Here is a 19815-nt window from a genome sequence, read left to right on the forward strand (position 1 = left end):
TCGGGCGCGACATGCTGGATCGCTTATCTGCTTTGGTTAGTGCGTTATTACGAGGACGGGTGCGGTTCGCCAACTATTTGCTTGTCGGCGGATTGAATACTTTGTTCGGGTATAGCGTGTTTACTGCGATGGTATGGGCTGGTCTGCACTACAGTCTGGCCATCGCAGTGGCAACAGTGTTAGGTACGCTTTTCAACTTCAAGAGTACTGGAGCACTCGTTTTCAAATCGCGCGACAACTCACGGCTCGTACGATTCCTGTTGGTCTACGCCGTTGTCTATGGAGTCAATGTGCTTAGCGTGGGTCTGTTGATGCACGTAGGATTCAATGCCTATTACGGTGGTTTGATAATGGTACTGCCACTTGCCCTTCTGGCTTACTGGTTAAATAGCCAATTTGTGTTCAAAACATGAGAAAACGTATTAGCGTGGTAACGCCGCTATTCAACGAGCAAAGTAATGTTGTTGAGCTTTGCAACCGAGTGGCCGAGGTTATGAAGTCACTGCCGTACGACTACGAGCATCTTTGCATCGATAATTGCTCTACTGACGACACGGTAAAGATCTTGCGTGGTATAGCAGCGACGGACCCGAACCTGAGGGTCATCGTGAACGCGCGCAATTTCGGCTACATCCGATCCTCGTTCCACGCCTTATTACAAGCACAGGGTGACGCGGTAGTGCTGATCGCATCCGATCTGCAGGATCCACCTGAAATGATCGAAGAGTTCGTGAAGAAGTGGGAAGCGGGCTACAAGACTGTTATGGCTATTAAGCCGGTCAGCGAAGAATCTGCCGTGATGTTCCGGATACGAAAACTTTATTACAAGATTGTTACTCGAATCTCGGAGGTCCCGTTAGTTCAAAATGCGACGGGTTCAGGCCTGTTTGCTCGTGCGGTCGTCAACGTCTTGCGGTCTATTCAAGACCCGTATCCGTACTTCCGGGGTCTCGTCTGTGAAGTTGGCTTCCCGATTGCGACAGTACCGTTCAAACACCCAAGGCGAGTTCGGGGTGTCAGTAGTCAAAATTTCTACTCGCTCTACGATATGGCTATGCTTGGGATAACCAAGCACTCTAAGGTGCCTCTTCGTTTGATGACACTATCCGGCTTTGTTTTTGCAGGAGTGAGTTTAGTCATTGCGCTAGGTTATTTTGTAGCTAAGCTGTTGTTTTGGAATGCCTTTGTACTCGGAACCGCGCCAATCTTGATTGGGATGTTCTTTTTTGGTGCGCTGCAGATGATTTTTTTGGGTCTTTTGGGTGAGTACATTGGCGCAATCCAGACACAGGTCCGTAACTTACCGCATGTTATTGAGGCGGAGAGAATTAATTTTTGAGCGATGCGGCCCAGACTCAGATTTTTGGTTCAACGTACGTGAATCTGCATGGCGCTGTCGTGCTCAAAGGCACAAATGATCGCTTTAGCCAATGCATGTGATCTTCTTAGCTCTGTATCCGCAATCGAAAGTCGCCAATCACACGTGAATCGCGACTTTTCGGTGCGGGAACATATGCGTCGGCCTTCGATTGATACGTTGGTCTTGCCTCGCATTGACGGTCTGTCGATGCCCGGCCCGGCTTTTTCCACTTAGAGACGGACTTGATTGCGTAATATAGGGGCGCGACTCTCAGACTGTGAGTTGCGCTGCTAAGGCCAAGCGAAATCTCGGTAGAGAAATTCGTAAGCGCGCAGCAAACCCATCTTGACGAATTGGGCTAGGCGGCGATCAACGTTGGCTGCCAGCGATGCGGCAGCAATGCTGAGATGTCGCTGGCCTTATGGGTCGGCAGCCGCGTGAGGACGTCCTTCAGGTAGGCGTGCGGTTCGTGCCCGTTAAGTTGTGCCGACCGTATCAGGCTCATGACTGCGGCAGCGCGCTGGCCTGCTCGTAGTGAGCCCGTGAACAACCAGTTGGCCCTGCCGAGGGCCCATGGACGGATCTGGTTTTCGACCCAGTTGTTATCAATGGGCACGAGCCCATCGTCGAGATAGCGCGTGAGCGCCTCCCAGCGTTTGAGACTGTAATCCAGCGCTTTCGCAATCGCCGAGCCCTCCGAAACCAGCTTTCGTTGTACCACCATCCATTCGTAAAAGGCGTCGCACACCGGTTTGGCAGTAAGCGTGGCAACAGCAACGTCTTGACTGGAGAGCGTGATTGTCAGGCTGGGCTGCGGAGGTTATCGGCGACGGCCCACGGTGTGAGTTCGTCGATGCGGTTAATCGCGTGGTCGGCGATACGCGTGAGCACGTAGCGCAGATAGGCCTCAGGATCGATGCCGTTGAGTTTTGCGGTGCCAACGAGGCTGTAGATGGCAGCGGCGCGCTCCCCCCCGGAATCTGCACCGGCAAACAGGTAATTGCGTCGACCGATGGCCACCCCGCGTAGCGCGCGCTCGACGGGCAGATTGTCAATCTCGAGCTGGCCATCATCGCAATAGCGTGTGAGCGCTTCCCACCGATTCATCGCATAGAGGATCGCCTGACTCGTATCCGATTTGCGCGAGAGTGTTTCCAGCGTCGTGGTGAGCCACGCATGAAAGCGATCGAGTAGCGGTCGTGCATGTTCCTGGCGATGCGCCCGGCGCTCGTCGGGCGGTTTGCCCCGAATCGCTTCCTCAATCCTGTATAGCGCGCCGATACGCTCGAGCGCTTCGGTGTTCAACGCATTGGGGCGCGCTACGTGCAACTCATAGAACTGTCGTCGGGCATGCGCCCAGCAAGCTGCCTCTTTAACTCGCCCGGTTTCGTAGATAGCCTGGTATCCACCGTACGCGTCGGCTTGCAGCGTACCGTTGAATGCTTCGAGATGCTGTTGCGGATGGATGCCCTTTCGATCCGGCGTGTAGGCAAACCAGACTGCCGGCGGCGTCATGTCGGCCGATGCACGATCATCACGCACGTACACCCACAAGCGACCGGTCTTCGTCTTGCCATTGCCTGGCGCAAGCACGGGAACCGGCGTGTCGTCCGCGTGCAGTTTCGTCGCCGACATCACGTGACGACGTAGTGTTTCAACGAGTGGCTGCAGCAGCGTCGCCGCATGACCGACCCACTTCGCAAGTAGCGAGCGGTCAAGCTCGACGCCTCCCCGCGCGTAGATGACCGACTGCCGGTAAAGCGGCAAGTGGTCTGCAAACTTTGAGACCAGCACGTGTGCCAGCAGCCCTGGGCCGGCGAGACCACGCTCGATGGGACGGCTCGGTGCAGGAGCCTGAGAGATATGATCGCAACACACGCAGGCAAACTTCGGGCGCACATGACGGATGACACGGAAGCTTGCCGGTACGTACTCAAGTTGTTCGGCGACGTCTTCGCCCAGCGACTTCATCAGGCCACCACACTGCGTGCACTTCCCGACGGATTCGGGCAAGTGCGTCTGGATCTCGCGCGGCAGATGCTCGGGCAGTGGCTTACGCGGTGCCTGTTCCACAGCCGTGCGCGGCGTCTTCGGGATTTCGACCGGTGCCGCGCCTTCGTCAGTCTCGAGCTCTTCGAGACGCAGTTCGAGTTGCTCGATCTGACGGTCCAGCTTCTCCGACTTGCGGCCGAACTGCATACGGCGCAGCTTGGCAATGAGCAGCTTCAGGTGTTCGACTTCCGCTGCGCGCGAAGCCAGCGCGGCTTGTTGCGAGTCGACCATTTCCTGCAGTTTGAGCACTTGCGCGTCGCGCTCGCGAAGTGCCGCCTCCTGGCTGAGCAGCATGGCCTTCAGCGTTTCGACATCGTCGGGAAGTGGATTCGCGCGCGTCATGCAGGCAGTTTACGCGCGAGCAGCGACGTTTACAACGCTGAAGTCGGGCGCGCCGTTCTCGTCGGATGCCGCCAGTCGATGCCTTCCAGCAGCATCGATAGTTGCGCCGGGCTCAGGCAGATAACACCACCGTCGGCTTGAGGCCAGACGAAGCGCCCCTTCTCGAGTCGCTTCATCAGCAGGCACATGCCATCGCCGCTCCACCACAGCACCTTGAGCAGGTCGCCGCGTTTGCCGCGAAACACGAAGACGTGCCCGCAGAACGGATCCCGTTCAAGCACGGTTTGCACCTTGGCGGCGAGGCTGTTGAATCCGGCCCGCATGTCGGTCACGCCGGCAGCCAGCCAGACACGCGTGCCGACAGGAAGACCAATCACGTTTCAGCCTCCGCAGCGGCACGCAACGTACGTAACACAACACGCAGCGTGGCCGCGTCGGGCGTGCCCTCGATACGCACGCGTGCGATGCCTACGCTTACCTCAATCACACCCGCGACGACTGGATGGGCCTTGCTCTGCGACTGAGCCGGCAATACAGCCGCGTTCTCAATTGTGCGCTCCTCGTGCACCACTTCTACGGGCAGCAGTGTCGGCGGCTCATACTGCCCGGCTTGATAGGCTCGGCGCCATTTGAACAAAAGATTCGTATTGAGCCCGTGTTCCAAAGCCAGTCGTGCGACCGAGACACCCGGTTCACATGCCAGCTTAGCGAGTTCACGCCGAAACTCGATGGGGTGGTTGGGGGTACCTTTACGCGTCCGTCTCGCTGCTGTTGTTACCTCAGGTGACAAAGTAGTCTCCACCACTCGTTTGGTGGGGCCTACTGTGTCCACTTTGGCAACATTGGTCTAGACGGTGCTGGGGCAACGCTTACGTTTGGCAAGACTCTGACGTCGCCTTCGGCGTGCTTCGGCATCCAGCATGGCCGCGTCGCGTTCGATTTCGTAAAGCCTGGCGAAGTAAGGCAGAGCCTGCCCGGCGATCTGGCTGCTGTGATTGGCGTGCAGATCGAAGAACTTGCGCCTCGCGTGCGCCGCACAGCCAATTTCAGTGATGCCTTGCTGGAATCCTGCCTTGTACCCGCTGTAATCGTTGCAACGCAGCACCAAATACCTTGACGACACGCGCCAGTGCCGTATCGAAGCCGGCGCGCATGTCCAGCGGATCGACCGCCAGCCACGCCTCATCGATGCGGATCTCAGACGATTGTGGACTTGGGGTTGTCAATGCCACTGGCACAAAGGCTGGCAGCGACGGTGGTGTGGCCGGCGGGCGGCCCAACGGTCTTCTGGGAAGTCGACCTTCTGCCTGATCGATCCAGCGTCGAAGCAAATTTGCATTAAGCCTGTGTTCCAGCGCGACCGCCGCAACCGATACGCCGACTCCCTGACAGGTCGCTACGACCCTGGCCTTGAACTCCTCGCTGTACCGTTGACGACGACGCTCCGGGAGTGATTCCGATTCGATAGTGTTCACGTGTCCGCTTATTCGTTAAGTGGACACGATACTCCCAAGCGCTACAGCCAGACTCAAGATGGGTTTGCCGAGCGCTTACGTTCGCCGGTTCGTTATTACACATGGACAGCGAGAGATAATCTGATCCAACTGGCGCATGGTGTCCGACGCTGATAAGCGTCTTTCTCGTCGAGAGGTTGCCCTATCAGGTTTCGCAGAAAGAGCTTAAAGCATGCTCTCCATGGCAGTTATTGCACCGACCGCACGCTCGATACCAACAAGCCGAGTTCACGACTGTCGTGAGAGTTCGGTAAGACTTGGGACGGAACTGTCACGCCGTCGACCTCAATGTTCAACGTCACATAACGATCTGCGGTATTCACAGGCACCACGAGATCTTCAACGTGCCCAGGCGTTATGTTGAAAGATTTCACAGGTTTGCCGTCGATAGACAGCATTGCCGTTCGAGCAGGGAAAGAATCTGGGGCAAATGCCTGCACATGCACTGTGCTACCGCAATTGCGGATTGTGACCGATGCCGAACGAGCCATCCAGCTACTACCGCCATCGTTGTTTGCGTACCAGCCATCGCCACTGATAGCAGGGCCAATTTCGCACGCAATTCGGCGGAATGGGCCAAGACCATATTTTTTCTGAATAGCACTCGCCCGGACGGCGGAGTCGAGAGGCTGTTGTAACAGTCTGGCATCAGATGATGTTGTAGGCCCCGACATCGTAATTGCGGCCATCTTTGAAAACGACTCGTGACGGTAGGGTGCTTTTGTCCACTCATCTGAAGCGGTTGCGGCCTGTCCGACGAGAAATAGTGCAGACAAGACAATGGACAACGCGGCGGCCAATCTGCGAGCCGGCAGGCGCCCAATGATCGACAGTTGATAGATGGACCACACAGTGCCGACCATCAGAAGAGACAGATCCTCGAAATAGCGCGGCGCCATCGCCTGATACGGGTCTATCATTCCACGTGCGATTGCTACCGCGGCTGCGTCTAGGAGTGCATAAACGATGAGGCTGTTTGTGACGATCGACTCCTGTCGCCGCGTCATGATATTTCCAATAACGGCGTAGGCGGCCGCAATCAGCATCGCGATACCAGCCAACGTGAGCAGATCAAACGGGATACTGTAGATATCAATCGATTCACGGCTTATGAAGATAGACGCTACCGCGAGCACTGTCCCTTCGATCAGATGCCAGAGGTTTGCGGCAGTAGCGGGCGTTTCGGGAGCAAGGCGGGCCGTGGGGAATATTGCGCCGAGTACCACGTAAAGCACCATCGATCCGACGAGCGTAGCGCTAACGAGACGGACTGATCCGATTCGTGCCGTCCTCAGGCCAGCTACAACCGCAGCAAAAATTGACGCTCCGACGAACGCATACGACCATCCGAAGGCGACGAGCAGCACGATCAGTGGTGCAGTAATCAGACATAGTGCCAGCGCTCGTTTTGATTCCCCGCGTATTGCCCGATCAAGCAAGATCCAGTAAAGAACAAATGCTAGGTTCTTCGCGAACAGCGCGACGCCGACATCGACGCTGTATAGCTCCCAGTTGGAAAGACTGAAGAGCGAGGCATATGTCAGCATCGACAGGAACGCAAGTGCTAGCTTTGAAAGTCCGCTACGCGCCATCTCAAGGCAAATAGCAAAGCCTGTCAGACCAATAAACGCACCGCTGAGCATCGTGCAGCCGAAGATGCTCAAGTGAAAGAAACGCGCGTTGAGGTAGACGACCGCCTGTGGGAGGATGCCACGGTGTTGACCTTGATTCCAAGTGGTCCAGAGCGAATGACGCCCGGACATCGAATCATCGTAGTAGCCGAGAAACCGTAGCGTGTCCATAAAGACTGCCATCGGGTGTAACTCAAACATGTAGGCTACAAAGCCTGCGAGAAAGATCGACCCTGCCGCGCCGACAATAAGAATATCTGGCGCGGTGAGCTTACGGCGAGTTTCTATCATTGTTTTGCTTTAATGGCTGGGAGGCCGCATTCGGACTATCGTGAGTTGCACGGCCACGCACAGACTGAGGAGAAGTATGCCGATCAGAAAGGTTATTCACGGATTTACAAATAACTTGCGAGTCAGTTATTGCCTGTCTTCAGACATAGTGATCTTAATAATCTAAGGCCCTACGTAACTTAGCTAATGGTGTGCCTAATCTCCGAAACAGGTGATTCTTGTTTGCAGGCGTTCGCTGCGAAGAACCCGATATCGTGCATTCAACGTCTATCAGCACATACGACAAATCGCGGGAGTCTCCCTCACCAGTTTGCTTGGCTGAATTGTACGAGCGGTCGGCAATAATCGACACGCTATGCATGACCACATCATCGATCTCTTCGATTTTTACAGAGAATTCACCTGATCGATCTACCGTCACGGCTCGGGTTGTTCCATCGACAGTAACATTAATACACATAGGCACCGCAAAATGGTCAGGGATCCAGCCGTGGATACTAATGCTGGAAAGCCGCGCTTTTTGCATGATGGAAAACTGTGCATTGGGTGAAGCCCAACCGTCTGGGTAGATCCCTGCACTGCTCCCGTGCGGGCGCGCTGGCCCACTGACGATAGGCTTAGTCTCGCTCAACAGCTGCTTGATATGGTTTGCATGAGATGCAAGCTGTGCGCCCAGTTGGAGTTCCAATTTCTGATAATGTTCGATCCAATTGTCGCGGTGTTTTATCGCAGCGTTGAGTTCGACGATCTCATCATTCGCGAGTGGCTTGTGATTCGAAACTTCAAAGGGAAGTGGACGGGGAACGTAAAAGGTCCCGTGTGACGGTGCGATTTCCTCCTGCGGACGCGAGCGGGTATAAAGATAGATCGACAGGGATTTGCGCGAGCGGTGGCGCTCCGAATGGGGGAGCGCGACGCGCTTGAACCCGTGCCAACTATATTCATTGGTCTCGAATATCACCGCACGATTGAAAATGCAGTTGAAAGAGGATATCTCGTTCGTCTCTGGCTTTCGCGGGTTAGAGTGCAGTTCGATGGCACCTCCCCATGATTCGTCCCAGTCCTTGTTGAGGTACAGGATCAGATTGAGGCGACGGTGAAAGCCATGGTCCTGGTCATAGTTAAAGTCAACGTGCGGATCCATCTCCTGCCCGTGCGCATTCTCATGCGTGCCGCCGCCATACATGCGTGGATCGGGCAATAGATCGGGGACACCCGTTAGCGCGGACATCTGGTCGAGAAATTCGCGTGACAACAGGTAGTCATAGACCGTTGAATAAAATGGGCTAATGTCTTTCAGAGCGGTGTGCACCGCTTTTTTCCCAACTTCACCGAATTCGTTCAAAGCCTTGGTCGGGTCGAAGGAAGGAAACTCGGCTAGGAGGCGCTCCGCGGCGCCAATATCGAAAAAATTCTCAATGCATAGGTATTTGAACGGCTGGGCAGATTGAAACTGAGGCGCAAATTTCGCAGAATCTAAAAGGACTTCGTTACTAATCATGAAGGGGGCTCTCAAGTCGAGTTTTGTTTCGACGAAATATTACAACAAGCGTGGCTCTGGAAGGATAGGTTCGACACGCGAGGGTGTATCAGTGCCGAGATTTGAAGATCGGCGTTATCACTTCAAGGGGGGTTTGTGCCTTGGTCTGGTAGCGCACGTCGTTAGGGTGAATCTCGTCAGTGAGCGTCGAGCACCGTTAAAGAGTCGTGAGAATGTCCGAGCGTTGATGTGTGACCGACAAACCGTAGCCCCCCGCTGGATGGCCACGACGAGCGGATTTGTCTTGATCAGCGGCCAATGACCTCTTTTGCCTGTCCGCCGACCCGCTTGCTGTCGCGGGGAAGCGCGCGATTATCAACCCTCCCACGTTGTCCTTGGGAGGTGAACTCGTTTTTGTTGGCCAGCGCCATGAGACGCTCTCCGATCGGTCGCCGCCGGAAGCGCTCGTCGAAGTACTTAATGCATGTGGGTGAGTTCAATAACGAAAACAGCGCTGCCATTTGACTGCGCTGTTATAACAGCGCCTCAACCGACGCTGTAGCTAGCATCGAGCGCTGAAAGCACTCAAATAGTATGAGTCGCCAGCCAGCGTCGCGCTCGTGAAAACAGATTGTGGGCGTTGGAAGGCCCGAGGTTATCGCCAGTGAAATGTTCGCTGGCATCCATCCTGTCCGCACGCCCGGCGCTGGCCTGAAGCCGACGAACTTCAGCTTCGAGTCGTTCGACTTGCACCTGTAAAGACTGTGCCCATTCGGTCCGTTGAACGACGGTCGCATATTCCAGATATGCACGGGCCGCGTCGCGCCCGGCATCGTGCAGTAATGATCCGAGTCTGCCGTTCCGTAGCGTCTCCGCATTCTCCGCGAGGGGCGCCCATAGTCGTTTCTCGATTGCTTCTATGGGCGATTCATATTTCGCCGCGGTGTTCGAATATTCGATAAGGAACGCCCAATGCCGTCCGGGTAGAGGAACAACCGAAAAACCATGCGGCTTAAATATTGCAGCCGCGCCAGCCAGTGAATACGAAACGACGTGGCCTCGGCCATGTGGATCCATATAGTCGGGATCTTCTGTCTTGACGTACTCCGGTTGCCCTGAATTGATGAGATAAAGAGCGCCTGGTGTAGATGCCTTGGCGAGTTGTGCAGCGAGTCCGCTCAGCATGGCAGGTGTCAGATGTTCAATCACCTCGATACACACACCGGCATCGAACTTTTCGCTCAAATCCCCGATCGAGCAGACCTTGTAGTTCGGATGGCGAGAGCGAAGCTCCTGCTCGGGAGGAAACATCTCGACGCCATAAAATGTATCGGCCGCTTGTGGCAACGCGTCCGAAATGGCGTCGAGAAGATAGCCGGGGCCCGAGCCAATATCGACAAATCGTTTGACTGGAATGCGGCAATACAGAAAAGTTTCCGCGATCCGCTGCAGCGACGCGCCGTAAGAGCGCTCTCGCGCAGCTTTCATTTCCGACGCCCAATAGGCGTGTTGATAGTTGGACACCTTTCCACTTTCAACATCTGCAAGGAACGCGGGATCGGCAAACAGCGACCCACACGACCGGCACTCATGGAATTGGACCTGATCGATAACGCGATACGGCTGTGAATCCGGAAACGAGCAAACGGCACACTGCGTCACGGCGCCTCCTTGCAAATAGTTGCCTCATATTACAAGGAAGTTGTGACAATAAATATGCGGACAAAAACCCCTTTTGAACAATTGCGTTTCGAGTTAGCACGGCGCTACAAACGCGGCGCACCTGGCAATTTCACTTCCTTTTAATGGCATTGATCAGTCGAGAACTGAAAGTTCTTCCGTTTGTCACTTGGAGGGATGTATTTATTGCCGATTTTTCAACCTTCTCAAATCGGGCCAGTGCTTCGCGATACAAAAGCATGTCCAACGCGTTGCACTCCAGTAGTTCGCGGTAGAGCGACACGCCCAATTCAGCTTCGACGGCCGCAAGTCTCTCGTCGAGCGTCGCGTGACGTCCGGGAGTAACGTTGTCGGACACGTAATTGAAATCAAGCTTTCCGAGAAGCGGCTCCGCGACCCGTTCAAATTGCTCTAGCGACGACTCGAATCGATCGACAATCCCGAAGAATGGCAAATCGTCGAGTCGCGACAATGCCAGTTCGTAGTCTGCGTGTGTAGCCCGAGCAGTACGCATGTCGTCTTGCGCGCCCGCCAGGTGAATCACGTGAAAATTGCGGCACACAGCAGTTGCCTCGCGGCTCACCACCCAGTCGGCGAAGGCAGCCAGGCCGCCGTTTCGCGCAATCGAGACGCTCGGACTCAGGCTATCAGCTGGCTGCCGCCGCTCGAATTCATACACGGACGCAAATCGATCGATCGGATGCCGGATAAACAGAATGGGAACGAACCTGATCGTCGGATCCTGCGGGAGGGGCAGTCGCGCCTGATGGCTGGAAATCGCGCGCAATTGCGAGTTCGCCCGAGCGTAGTCGAGCACTTGTTGTGATGACACGGTTGACCACGGGTAATTGCCCTCAATATGGCCATGCGCTTCATCAGGAAAGTTTTTCGCGAGAATGCCGTCCATAGTCGTGCCTGCATTCTTGAAAAGGTGATAGTGGACGACAACAGTTCGCATGATTTTTGAACGACTTTGAAAGGGTGATTGCGGTGCAATGGAGCCAATGGGCCGGTATCAAGACGTCCCACATGCAGCTGCCGAAAACCTGACGTGGCGGCCTGGGACTGCAGACCGCAAGGAGGATTGAAATTCCGTGAGTCTCGCCAGGCGCCGCCGGAAGGCCGCAATTATAACGTCTGGAGATACCCACACCCGTCGCGCCGGACGCCGCAAAACAGGTCCGGCCGTCAATTATCCTTACAGCGTATTTTGCGCTATTGATAATTACCAAATGACAGGCAATATCCGGGGCGAAATTAGCCAGTCACTGAAGTCCTCGACGTGAGCGGCCGTGGATCACACGTCCATAGTGGCCGATGAGGAGGCGATATCGAAACCTGCAAAGGTGTTGCGCTGATGACTCATTTGTCCGTGGCGAGCTGTCGGGCAGGTATCATTTCGACCTTGCAATTATTGCGCAGAACATTACATCTCGCCTGCGGCGAGAAAAATGACCACGGCGGTTGACAGTGCTCCGCCGGAACACTCGAGGGATCAAATTGAATCGGAAGGTTGCGGTTATCTTGCCGTGCTACAACGAAGCGAGCACGATCGGGCAGGTTATTTCAGATTTCAAACGGTATTTGCCCGGCGCGGCAATCTACGTGTTTGATAACAATTCGACCGACGGTACATCCACGGTTGCTCTGGCTGCTGGCGCCAAGGTGCGCTCCGTCACCCTTCAAGGCAAAGGCAATGTGATTCGCCGGATGTTCGCCGATGTCGAGGCGGACGTGTACGTGATGGTCGATGGTGACAATACCTACGACGCCAGCGTCGCGCCGCAACTTATCGACAAGCTGATGAACGAAGGGCTGGACATGGTGGTCGGCTGCCGCGTATCAGACGAAGAGGCCGCTTACCGGCGCGGGCACCGTTTGGGCAACGTCATGCTGACTGGTTTCGCCGCAACGATTTTCGGACGGACCTTTCGCGACATGCTATCGGGTTACCGCGTTTTTTCCCGCCGATATGTCAAATCGTTCCCGGCCGAAGCGCGTGGTTTCGAGACCGAGACGGAACTCGCGGTCCATGCGCTCGAGTTGCGCATGCCCGTCGCAGAAGTCGACACGTACTACGGCAGCCGTCCGGAGGGTTCGGTCAGCAAACTTAATACGTACCGCGACGGCTTCAGGATTCTGAGCACCATTCTCAAGCTGTTCAAACTCGAGAGGCCTCTGGCGTTCTTTTCGATCTGTTTCGCCGCTTGTGCGCTGTTAGCCATCATTCTCGCCGTGCCTATCTTTGTGACCTACATCGAGACAGGCCTGGTGCCGCGCATGCCCACAGCGTTGCTATGCGCCGCGCTGATGCAACTGGGGTTCCTGTTCCTGATCTGCGGTCTCGTGCTGGATACCGTGACGCGAGGCCGTCTGGAGGCGAGACGGTTTGCGTATCTTGCGACGCCGGGCCCTTCGGCTGACGAGGATGATGCTGTTCGCAGCGACAGTCCGGTGGAAGGACAGTCCCCGCAGTCAACCGACGAGTGCCGATGAACCGACCGTCTTCAAGCCGCTTTCCGTGGTTTTCGGCGCTGGGCAGTCTTGCTTTTGCCGGCGTGATCGGCTGGACCTTTATTGGTCTGTGGCGCTACGCGACGATTGCGCCGCCAAGCTTCGACGGCGCGATGAATCTGCGCACGGCAGCGTCAGATCTGAACGGTGAAGGTTACGGCTTCTTCTACGATCGATTCTTTCCCTTCCCCGCGCAAACGGACGGCCCGTTTATCTTGCCAACTGCGTTGGCGTTCTGGATTGGCGGTGTCACGCCCTTCACAGGGCAAGTCGTCAACCTGATCTACATCGCCGCTTTTGTGTTCGTGGCTCTGGCACTGATGCTGCGCGTTGGCGTACCGGTATGGCTTGCGCTGTTTGCGACGATGGCCTGCGTCTCGATGCCTGGTTTCGTCGAGAACGCGATGAACGGATACGGGGAGATCCCGGCGCTGACGTGGTTCCTGAGCGGCATTCTGGTGCTTGCGTCGAGTCGAGGCGGCGCTAATCCGTCCGCCAGACGCGTGTTCTGGACGGGATTTTTGTTCGGTATTGCGTATCTGACGAAGGTTGTTGCACTGGTGTGCGTCGGACCAGCAATGCTCGTGCTGTTCTGCGTGATCGTTACTCAACCCGATCGGTGGCGACGACTGTTTGCACTCGGTGCCGGGTTTGTCGTTCCCGTGCTGTGTTGGGAAATCTTCCGTTTCACAGAGATCGGTAGCGTCCGCGGGTATCTGGACTGGTGGCGTTTCCAGTTGGGCCAGGTGCGCGCGCAATCCGGCGCGCAGCCGGGCGGTGCAAGTGATGGATTACTGCGCAAGGGAGCACATCATCTGTCGATCCTTTCGGATCTGACGGGCGTTCCAGCCGCCTTGCTGGGCTTCACCATCGTTGCGCCCGTTGTGGCTGGACTTGTGCTTGCGTCGAACCGTAACGCGCGCTTTTCGCTGCGTCTCGCGCTATATGTGTTGTCGGGAGTCGTGGGGCTGTATTTCTTCTGGTGGATTTTCATCAGCCCGACCGCGATGGCGGGGCTGCGCCGTATCGTTGACGCGCTGCTGCTGCTTCAATGTCTGGTCGCAGTCGTTCTCGCAGCTGTCTGGACGATGTCCGTCACCCGTGGCGACGGAAGTTCATCGAACCGAAAGCCGGCCTACGCGCTTGCCATGGTTGCATTGATCCCCGTCGTAATTGGACAGCTTGCGCTGATTCGCAGTGGCGAGTCGATCACGCGTCCGCCACAGGTGGCCGGCTATCAACTCGACACATATAAACTCGCTGAGGCGGTCAAAGCGTTGCCCTCGGACGCCACCATATTTGGAACGGGTTGGTGGCAAGCGCCCGCCGTCGCATTGTTCTCCGGGCGCAAGCTTTCGAACTTCGAGCATTGGCGCAACGCTCGGCTCAACGGTGTTGATGACAAGTATTTTGTCGCGGATATGTACACGTCCGGCATCGCACCGGCCTCCATCGAAAAGGTGCTTGATCGCGCACAACACGACAAGATTGCGACGTACACGGGTGGCGCGATATACCGGCTTGGCTCTGTGCAGCCTTATCCGCCCTTTGGAAAAGACGACGTCAACGTTGCCGATCTAGCGAGTGGATTCAATCTGTCTGAGGTCGACTACCCGCATCGGCGCGGCTTCTATTCACGGGAAGAGGACAAGTATGCGTGGGCGGGGCCGGAGTCAGCCGTCATGTTGAGCCGCGAAGGGCAGACCGCTTTGGACATCAAAATCGATGTTCCTCACGATCTGCGCCAAGGCGGGGCCACCAACCCGCCAGTGCTGCACATAACAGGCGGTGGCTGTCTGGACTCGAAAACAGTCCTTATCCCGGATACCACGCAAGACATTCACGTGCCGTTGATTTGCGCTGCATGGCCGGAGGCTCGCCCGCTGGAGGTTTCGATGAGTGTGGATCAGACCGTCCCCTTCATCGTACAAATCGACTCCGACAACCGGTTGCGTACGTTCATGCTTCGTTCGATGCAACTGACAGGGGGATAAAACGTGGTGCAGCGCGGCAAAGCGGGCTTCAGCTTTAGGGCCCGCCTGCCGTTATAAAGGGCACAATGGCTATATTGCGCCACGTAACAAATCGCAAACCGGGTTGCTGAATGCGAGCATTTTGAGCAAACTTTCGCCTTCGATGTGACCCTGTTGCACAATCAAGTGTCGACAATAAGACACGTCGCTTCATCCCACATGAATATTACGCGTGAGCCGGGTTATGAAATCGAGAGCCTGTCGGTATCTGTGGTCGTCTACCGGCCGGACGTGCAGCAGCTCGCGCAGACGCTGAACAGCCTCGCCGCCGCCTACGACGCCCTCAAAGCCGCTCGCCCGGCCTTCGAGCTCGACATCTGCCTCGTCGACAACGGTGGCCTGCCTGACATGACAGCCTCGCTGGACGCCTTGCGCGCCCACGGCGCCACCAGCTCGATCATCGCGGGCCAGGGCAACGTCGGCTACGGTCGCGGCCACAATCTGGCCATCGAGCGCGCCGCCAGCCGCTACCACCTCGTCCTGAACCCGGATATCGACGTGGACGGGCAGGCGCTGATCCGCGCCGTCGAGTTCTTCGAAAGCCATCCTGACGTCGGCCTGCTCACGCCGCGCATCGGCGACGAAACGGGGCACATCCAGTATCTCTGCCGCCGCTACCCGACGCTCCTCGACCTGTTCGTGCGTGGCTTCATGCCCGCGAGCGTGCGACGCTTTTTCACACGCCGCCTCGCACGCTACGAAATGCAGGACGTGATCAATGAACGCGACATCGTCTGGGATCCGCCTATCGTCAGCGGCTGCTTCATGCTGTTCAGAACGAGCGTGCTGAAAAAGCTCGCCGGCTTTGATCCCCGTTATTTTCTCTACTTCGAAGATTACGATCTGAGCCTGCGCACGCACGAAGTCACGCGCATCGCCTATCTGCCCGCCGTGCGCGTGCTGCACCATGGCGGCGGCGCGGCCCGCAAAGGCTCCGCGCACATCCGCATGTTCGCCGCGTCCGCGTTCAAGTTTTTTAACCGTTTCGGCTGGAAGTGGCTATGAGTCATGTGGTCGTGAGCGGGGCGAACGGCTTTGTCGGACGCGTGCTGTGCCGCGCGCTGCTCGACGCGGGCCACCGCGTGACGGGGCTGGTGCGTCGCGGCGGCGGCTGTATCGACGGTGTGACGGAGTGGGTCGATGCCAGCACCGACTACAGCGGCATCGCCCACAACTGGCCGGCCGGGCTGAATGCCGACTGCGTCGTGCATCTGGCCGCGCGCGTGCACGTGATGCACGACACAGCCGCTGACCCCGACGCCGCATTCCGCGCGACCAATGTCGACGGCACGCTGCGCCTCGCAGCAGCGGCGCGGCAACATGGCGTGTGCCGCTTCGTTTTCGTGAGCAGCATCAAGGCGGTGGCGGAGGGCGATCGCGGGCAGTCGCTGCGTGAAGACGGTCCGCCGCGTCCTGAAGACGCCTACGGCCGCTCGAAGCACGCTGCCGAAGAAGCGCTCGCGCGTCTGGGTGGCGAAACCGGCCTGGAAACGGTCATCGTCAGGCCGCCGCTGGTGTACGGTCCGCAAGTGCGCGCTAACTTCCTGCGTCTGATGGATGCCATCTGGCGCGGTGTGCCGCTGCCGCTGGGCGGGGCGAACGCGCGTCGCAGCATGGTGTACGTCGGCAATCTCGCCGATGCGCTCGTGCATTGCGCAGTGGACCCGCGCGCGGCCGGGCAATGCTTCCACGTCGCCGACGGCCACGCGCCGACTGTCGCGGAACTGGTGCGCTCGCTGGCTCACCACCTCGGCAAGCCGGCGCGGCTGCTACCCGTTCCCGCCACATGGCTGCGCACGGCAGGCCGGCTGACGGGCAAATCGGCGCAGGTCGACCGTCTGATCGGCGGTCTGCAGGTCGATACGTCGCGAATTCACGACATCCTCGGCTGGCAACCGCCGTATTCAACGGACGAAGGCCTGTCGGCAACCGCCGACTGGTACCGTTCGACTCATTGAGCCCGCTCATGCAGATGCAAGCTTCACCGATGGCTCCCTGGACACTCCTGATCGTCGCTGGCGCGGCCGTCTGCGCATGCGCGGCGATCCTGCACCTGTTGCTGCGCACGGGCCTCGCCTGGCGCCTCGCAACCGATATCCCCAATGACCGCTCGCTGCACGTCCGTCCGACGCCGCGCGTCGGCGGCTGGGGCATCGTCCCGGTCGCTGTCGTGGCGATGTTGCTGGCCGCGCCGTCGCTGTGGTTCGCTGCGCTGGCCACCGCGTTTCTCGCCGCCGTTTCGCAGGTCGATGACCGCCGCGGTTTGCCCGCGCGCGTGCGCTTCGCCGCGCATGCCGTCGCCGTGATCGCGCTGGTCGCACTGTTTCCGGCTGCGGCGCCGTGGTGGCTGCTGTGCGCGTTGGCATTTTTGATGATCTGGCTGGTCAATCTCTACAATTTCATGGACGGCGCGGACGGCCTCGCGGGCGGCATGGCGCTGTTCGGTTTCGCGGGTTACGCGGCGGCCGCGCTGCTGTCCGATCATCCGATGCCCGAACTGGCGCTGGCGTCGCTAGCTGTCGCGGCGGCGGCGCTCGGTTTTCTGTTCTTCAATTTCCATCCGGCGCGTATCTTTCTGGGTGACGCGGGTTCGATCTCGCTCGGCTACCTGGCAGGCGCTCTCGGTTACTGGGGCTGGCGCGGCGGCGCATGGCCCATCTGGTTTCCGGCGCTGGTGTTCGCGCCGTTCATCGGCGACGCGTCGGTGACGCTCGCGCGGCGGCTTGCGCGCGGCGAAAAGTTTTGGCAAGCGCACCGGGAGCATTACTATCAGCGCATGGTGCGTTCGGGTGTCGGCCATGCGGGCACCGCGTGGGCGTGGTACGCGATCATGGTGATCGGTATAGGTCTTGCTCTAATCGCATTAGGCCGTTCTGCGGCCGCTCAGTGGGGCATCGTCGCTGGTTGGGCTGCCGTGCTGGTCGTCATCGGAAGCATCGTCGATCTGCGCTGGCGCCGGTTCCAGTCAACACTGTCCAAACAATCCGAGGTATGACGCTGATGCTCAGATCCAAAGCCAGCTGGCTATCCTTCAGCGCTTTCCTGTTCGACCTCGCCGCCGTCGCCGGCGCGTGGCTCGTCGCGTATCTGATCCGCTTCAACGGCGCGATGCCCGTCGATTTCCGCGACGGCGCGCTGCACGCGCTCATCTGGGTGCTGCCCGTCTATGGCGTGATGTTCCGCATCTTCGGCCTGTATCGCGGCATGTGGGTGTTCGCGAGCCTGCCTGACCTGATGCGTATCTCGAAGGCGGTTGCGACGGGCGCCTTGCTGTCGATGATTCTCGCTGTGATGATCCAGCCCGTGCCGATCGTGCCGCGTTCCGTGCTGCTCGTGTCGCCGCTGTTTTTGTTTCTCGCGATGGGTGGTTCGCGCGCGCTGTATCGCGCGGCCAAAGAGTTCTATCTGTACGGCGGCCTCGTCGCGCAGGGCAAGCCGGTTGTCGTGATCGGTGCTGGCACGGCGGGCGCGATGCTCGCGCGCGAACTGTCTCGCACCAGCGAATGGCGCCTGATCGGTCTGCTCGACGACGACGTCTCCAAGCACGGCCGTGAGATTTACGGCTACAAGGTGCTCGGTCCGATCAACAAGTTGCCGGAGATCGCGGAGTCGACCAAGGCCGAGTACGCGATCATTGCGATTCCCTCGGCGCCCGTCGAACAGCAGCGTCGCGCCGCGACATTGTGCGTGCGCGCCGGCGTACGCGCGATGGTGCTGCCGGCGCTGACGGATGTTGCGGAAGGGCAGGCGTCGCTGTCGCAGGTGCGTCATATCGATCTCGAAGATCTGCTGGGCCGCGAGCCGGTGCATATCGACACACCGCACGTCGAAGCGCTGCTGCATGCGCGCGTCGTGATGGTCACAGGCGCGGGCGGTTCGATCGGCTCGGAGCTGTGCCGTCAGATCTTGCGCTTCAATCCCGCGCAACTGATCGCATTCGATATCTCCGAGTACGCGATGTACAAGCTCGTCGAAGAACTGCTCGAACGTTTTCCGGGCGTATCGATCGTGCCTGTGATCGGCGACGCGAAAGATTCGCTGCTGCTCGATCAGGTGATGGCGCGCTTTACGCCGCACATCGTGTATCACGCGGCAGCGTATAAGCATGTCCCGCTGATGGAAGAGCAGAACGCGTGGCAAGCCGTGCGCAACAACGTGCTCGGCACATACCGCGTCGCGCGTGCTGCGATTCGTCACGACGTAAAGCGCTTTGTGCTGATCTCGACGGATAAGGCGGTCAATCCGACCAACGTGATGGGCGCGAGCAAGCGTCTCGCGGAAATGGCCTGTCAGGCGCTGCAGCAAACCAGCGGCCGCACGCAATTCGAAATCGTGCGCTTCGGCAACGTGCTCGGCAGCGCGGGCAGCGTGATTCCGAAGTTCCAGCAGCAGATTGCGAAGGGCGGTCCCGTTACCGTCACGCACCCGGAAATCACGCGCTTCTTCATGACGATTCCCGAAGCGTCGCAGCTCGTGCTGCAGGCGTCGAGCATGGGTCACGGCGGCGAAATTTTTATTCTCGATATGGGCGAACCGATGAAGATCGTCGATCTCGCGCGCGATCTGATTCGTCTTTATGGCTTTACGGAAGAGCAGATCCGCATTGAGTTCACTGGCTTGCGGCCCGGCGAGAAGCTGTACGAAGAACTGCTCGCCGATGACGAGACGACCACGCGCACGCCGCATCCGAAGTTGCGCACGGCGCTTGCGCGCGGCGTTCCCGACAATCTGCTCGATGAGTTGCTGCCGGGGCTCATGCAGCATCGCGTGCTGACGGATGATGAAGTGCGTCGCGATCTGCGCCGCTGGGTCGCGGAGTATCAGCCGGCTTTGACTGCGCCCGTCTTACGTAGCGTGCCTTCGCTTCCGGGGCAGCGGGCTTCGATGTGATGTGACAAAAAAAGGCGCCGAGGCGCCT

The 19815-nt window shown here is 58.1% G+C and carries 18 protein-coding genes and 1 pseudogene; 8 read left to right on the top strand and 11 right to left on the bottom strand.

Features of this window, described 5'->3' with window-relative positions; genetic code table 11:
- The first annotated feature begins 11 nt into the window (after positions 1 to 11).
- Together DK391_RS15955 and DK391_RS15960 are read left to right on the top strand one after the other, a co-directional pair.
- On the top strand, positions 12 to 413 hold the full coding sequence (locus DK391_RS15955; protein WP_109478984.1) for a GtrA family protein: 402 nt from the start codon (positions 12 to 14) through the stop codon (positions 411 to 413).
- Entirely contained in the window at positions 410 to 1339 is a 930-nt protein-coding gene (locus tag DK391_RS15960; protein WP_109478942.1) for a glycosyltransferase family 2 protein, read from the top strand. Before DK391_RS15955 ends, DK391_RS15960 begins: the two co-directional genes overlap by 4 nt.
- A gap of 379 nt (positions 1340 to 1718) precedes the next feature.
- On the opposite strand, the gene DK391_RS15965 is transcribed toward DK391_RS15960, so the two are convergent.
- The 11 genes and pseudogenes from DK391_RS15965 to DK391_RS16015 all read right to left on the bottom strand — a co-directional run bounded on the left by DK391_RS15965 (position 1719) and on the right by DK391_RS16015 (position 11308).
- On the bottom strand, positions 1719 to 2165 hold the full coding sequence (locus DK391_RS15965) for a transposase (protein WP_275426826.1): 447 nt from the start codon (positions 2163 to 2165) through the stop codon (positions 1719 to 1721).
- A complete protein-coding gene (locus DK391_RS15970) occupies positions 2162 to 3754 on the bottom strand; it encodes an IS66 family transposase (protein ID WP_109478943.1) in 1593 nt (530 codons plus the stop codon). The genes DK391_RS15965 and DK391_RS15970 overlap by 4 nt, the downstream gene beginning before the upstream one ends.
- A gap of 29 nt (positions 3755 to 3783) precedes the next feature.
- Positions 3784 to 4131 carry an IS66 family insertion sequence element accessory protein TnpB gene (tnpB, locus tag DK391_RS15975; RefSeq protein ID WP_109478944.1) on the bottom strand — a complete coding sequence of 116 codons (348 nt, stop codon included), beginning with the start codon at positions 4129 to 4131 and terminating at the stop codon, positions 3784 to 3786.
- Positions 4128 to 4586 (bottom strand): transposase, encoded by a 459-nt coding sequence (locus DK391_RS15980; protein WP_343225424.1) that lies wholly within the window; start codon positions 4584 to 4586, stop codon positions 4128 to 4130. Before DK391_RS15980 ends, tnpB begins: the two co-directional genes overlap by 4 nt.
- Positions 4587 to 4640: 54 nt before the next feature.
- A pseudogene (locus DK391_RS15985) lies at positions 4641 to 4856 on the bottom strand (transposase); the annotation flags it as partial.
- On the bottom strand, positions 4801 to 5229 hold the full coding sequence (locus DK391_RS15990) for a transposase (protein WP_109478945.1): 429 nt from the start codon (positions 5227 to 5229) through the stop codon (positions 4801 to 4803). The gene DK391_RS15990 and the pseudogene DK391_RS15985, both read right to left, overlap by 56 nt.
- Positions 5230 to 5456: 227 nt before the next feature.
- Complete coding sequence (locus tag DK391_RS15995) at positions 5457 to 7190, bottom strand: hypothetical protein (RefSeq protein ID WP_109478946.1); 1734 nt, start codon at positions 7188 to 7190, stop codon at positions 5457 to 5459.
- Positions 7191 to 7344: 154 nt separating this feature from the next.
- Positions 7345 to 8691, bottom strand: a complete 1347-nt coding sequence (locus DK391_RS16000; protein ID WP_109478947.1) for a 2OG-Fe(II) oxygenase — start codon at positions 8689 to 8691, stop codon at positions 7345 to 7347.
- 287 nt (positions 8692 to 8978) lie between these two features.
- A complete protein-coding gene (locus tag DK391_RS45605; RefSeq protein ID WP_275426825.1) occupies positions 8979 to 9101 on the bottom strand; it encodes a hypothetical protein in 123 nt (40 codons plus the stop codon).
- A 154-nt stretch (positions 9102 to 9255) separates the two neighbouring features.
- Positions 9256 to 10194: a methyltransferase domain-containing protein gene (locus DK391_RS44290; protein ID WP_162600815.1), complete on the bottom strand. Its 939-nt coding sequence runs from the start codon at positions 10192 to 10194 to the stop codon at positions 9256 to 9258.
- A gap of 268 nt (positions 10195 to 10462) precedes the next feature.
- Positions 10463 to 11308 carry a sulfotransferase family 2 domain-containing protein gene (locus tag DK391_RS16015; RefSeq protein ID WP_109478950.1) on the bottom strand — a complete coding sequence of 282 codons (846 nt, stop codon included), beginning with the start codon at positions 11306 to 11308 and terminating at the stop codon, positions 10463 to 10465.
- A 542-nt stretch (positions 11309 to 11850) separates the two neighbouring features.
- On the opposite strand from DK391_RS16015, the gene DK391_RS16020 reads away from it, so the two are divergent.
- The 6 genes from DK391_RS16020 (at position 11851) to DK391_RS16045 (ending at position 19787) form a co-directional block, all read left to right on the top strand.
- The gene (locus DK391_RS16020) at positions 11851 to 12846 is read left to right on the top strand and encodes a glycosyltransferase family 2 protein (RefSeq protein ID WP_204117372.1); all 996 of its coding nucleotides are present in this window, start codon (positions 11851 to 11853) and stop codon (positions 12844 to 12846) included.
- Entirely contained in the window at positions 12837 to 14858 is a 2022-nt protein-coding gene (locus DK391_RS16025; protein ID WP_162600816.1) for a hypothetical protein, read from the top strand. The genes DK391_RS16020 and DK391_RS16025 overlap by 10 nt, the downstream gene beginning before the upstream one ends.
- Before the next feature lie 198 nt (positions 14859 to 15056).
- Entirely contained in the window at positions 15057 to 15902 is an 846-nt protein-coding gene (locus DK391_RS16030) for a glycosyltransferase family 2 protein (protein WP_109478952.1), read from the top strand.
- Positions 15899 to 16855, top strand: a complete 957-nt coding sequence (locus DK391_RS16035; protein ID WP_109478953.1) for an SDR family oxidoreductase — start codon at positions 15899 to 15901, stop codon at positions 16853 to 16855. The genes DK391_RS16030 and DK391_RS16035 overlap by 4 nt, the downstream gene beginning before the upstream one ends.
- An 8-nt stretch (positions 16856 to 16863) precedes the next feature.
- Positions 16864 to 17892, top strand: coding sequence for a glycosyltransferase family 4 protein (locus DK391_RS16040; protein ID WP_109478954.1), 1029 nt, complete (start codon positions 16864 to 16866; stop codon positions 17890 to 17892).
- A gap of 5 nt (positions 17893 to 17897) precedes the next feature.
- Positions 17898 to 19787 carry a nucleoside-diphosphate sugar epimerase/dehydratase gene (locus tag DK391_RS16045; RefSeq protein ID WP_109478987.1) on the top strand — a complete coding sequence of 630 codons (1890 nt, stop codon included), beginning with the start codon at positions 17898 to 17900 and terminating at the stop codon, positions 19785 to 19787.
- Positions 19788 to 19815 lie beyond the last annotated feature (28 nt).

It is taken from the genome of Paraburkholderia sp. C35 (assembly GCF_003121405.1).
Taxonomy (GTDB): Bacteria; Pseudomonadota; Gammaproteobacteria; order Burkholderiales; family Burkholderiaceae; genus Paraburkholderia.

Bases quoted from the DNA above. Each gene is read 5' to 3' on its own strand.
- DK391_RS15955 (WP_109478984.1), top strand. From the start codon at position 12: ATGCTGGATCGCTTATCTGCTTTGGTTAGTGCGTTATTACGAGGACGG.
- DK391_RS15960 (WP_109478942.1), top strand. From the start codon at position 410: ATGAGAAAACGTATTAGCGTGGTAACGCCGCTATTCAACGAGCAAAGT.
- DK391_RS15970 (WP_109478943.1), bottom strand. From the start codon at position 3,754: ATGACGCGCGCGAATCCACTTCCCGACGATGTCGAAACGCTGAAGGCC.
- DK391_RS15995 (WP_109478946.1), bottom strand. From the start codon at position 7,190: ATGATAGAAACTCGCCGTAAGCTCACCGCGCCAGATATTCTTATTGTC.
- DK391_RS16000 (WP_109478947.1), bottom strand. From the start codon at position 8,691: ATGATTAGTAACGAAGTCCTTTTAGATTCTGCGAAATTTGCGCCTCAG.
- DK391_RS45605 (WP_275426825.1), bottom strand. From the start codon at position 9,101: ATGGCGCTGGCCAACAAAAACGAGTTCACCTCCCAAGGACAACGTGGG.
- DK391_RS16015 (WP_109478950.1), bottom strand. From the start codon at position 11,308: ATGCGAACTGTTGTCGTCCACTATCACCTTTTCAAGAATGCAGGCACG.
- DK391_RS16030 (WP_109478952.1), top strand. From the start codon at position 15,057: ATGAATATTACGCGTGAGCCGGGTTATGAAATCGAGAGCCTGTCGGTA.
- DK391_RS16035 (WP_109478953.1), top strand. From the start codon at position 15,899: ATGAGTCATGTGGTCGTGAGCGGGGCGAACGGCTTTGTCGGACGCGTG.
- DK391_RS16040 (WP_109478954.1), top strand. From the start codon at position 16,864: ATGCAGATGCAAGCTTCACCGATGGCTCCCTGGACACTCCTGATCGTC.
- DK391_RS16045 (WP_109478987.1), top strand. From the start codon at position 17,898: ATGCTCAGATCCAAAGCCAGCTGGCTATCCTTCAGCGCTTTCCTGTTC.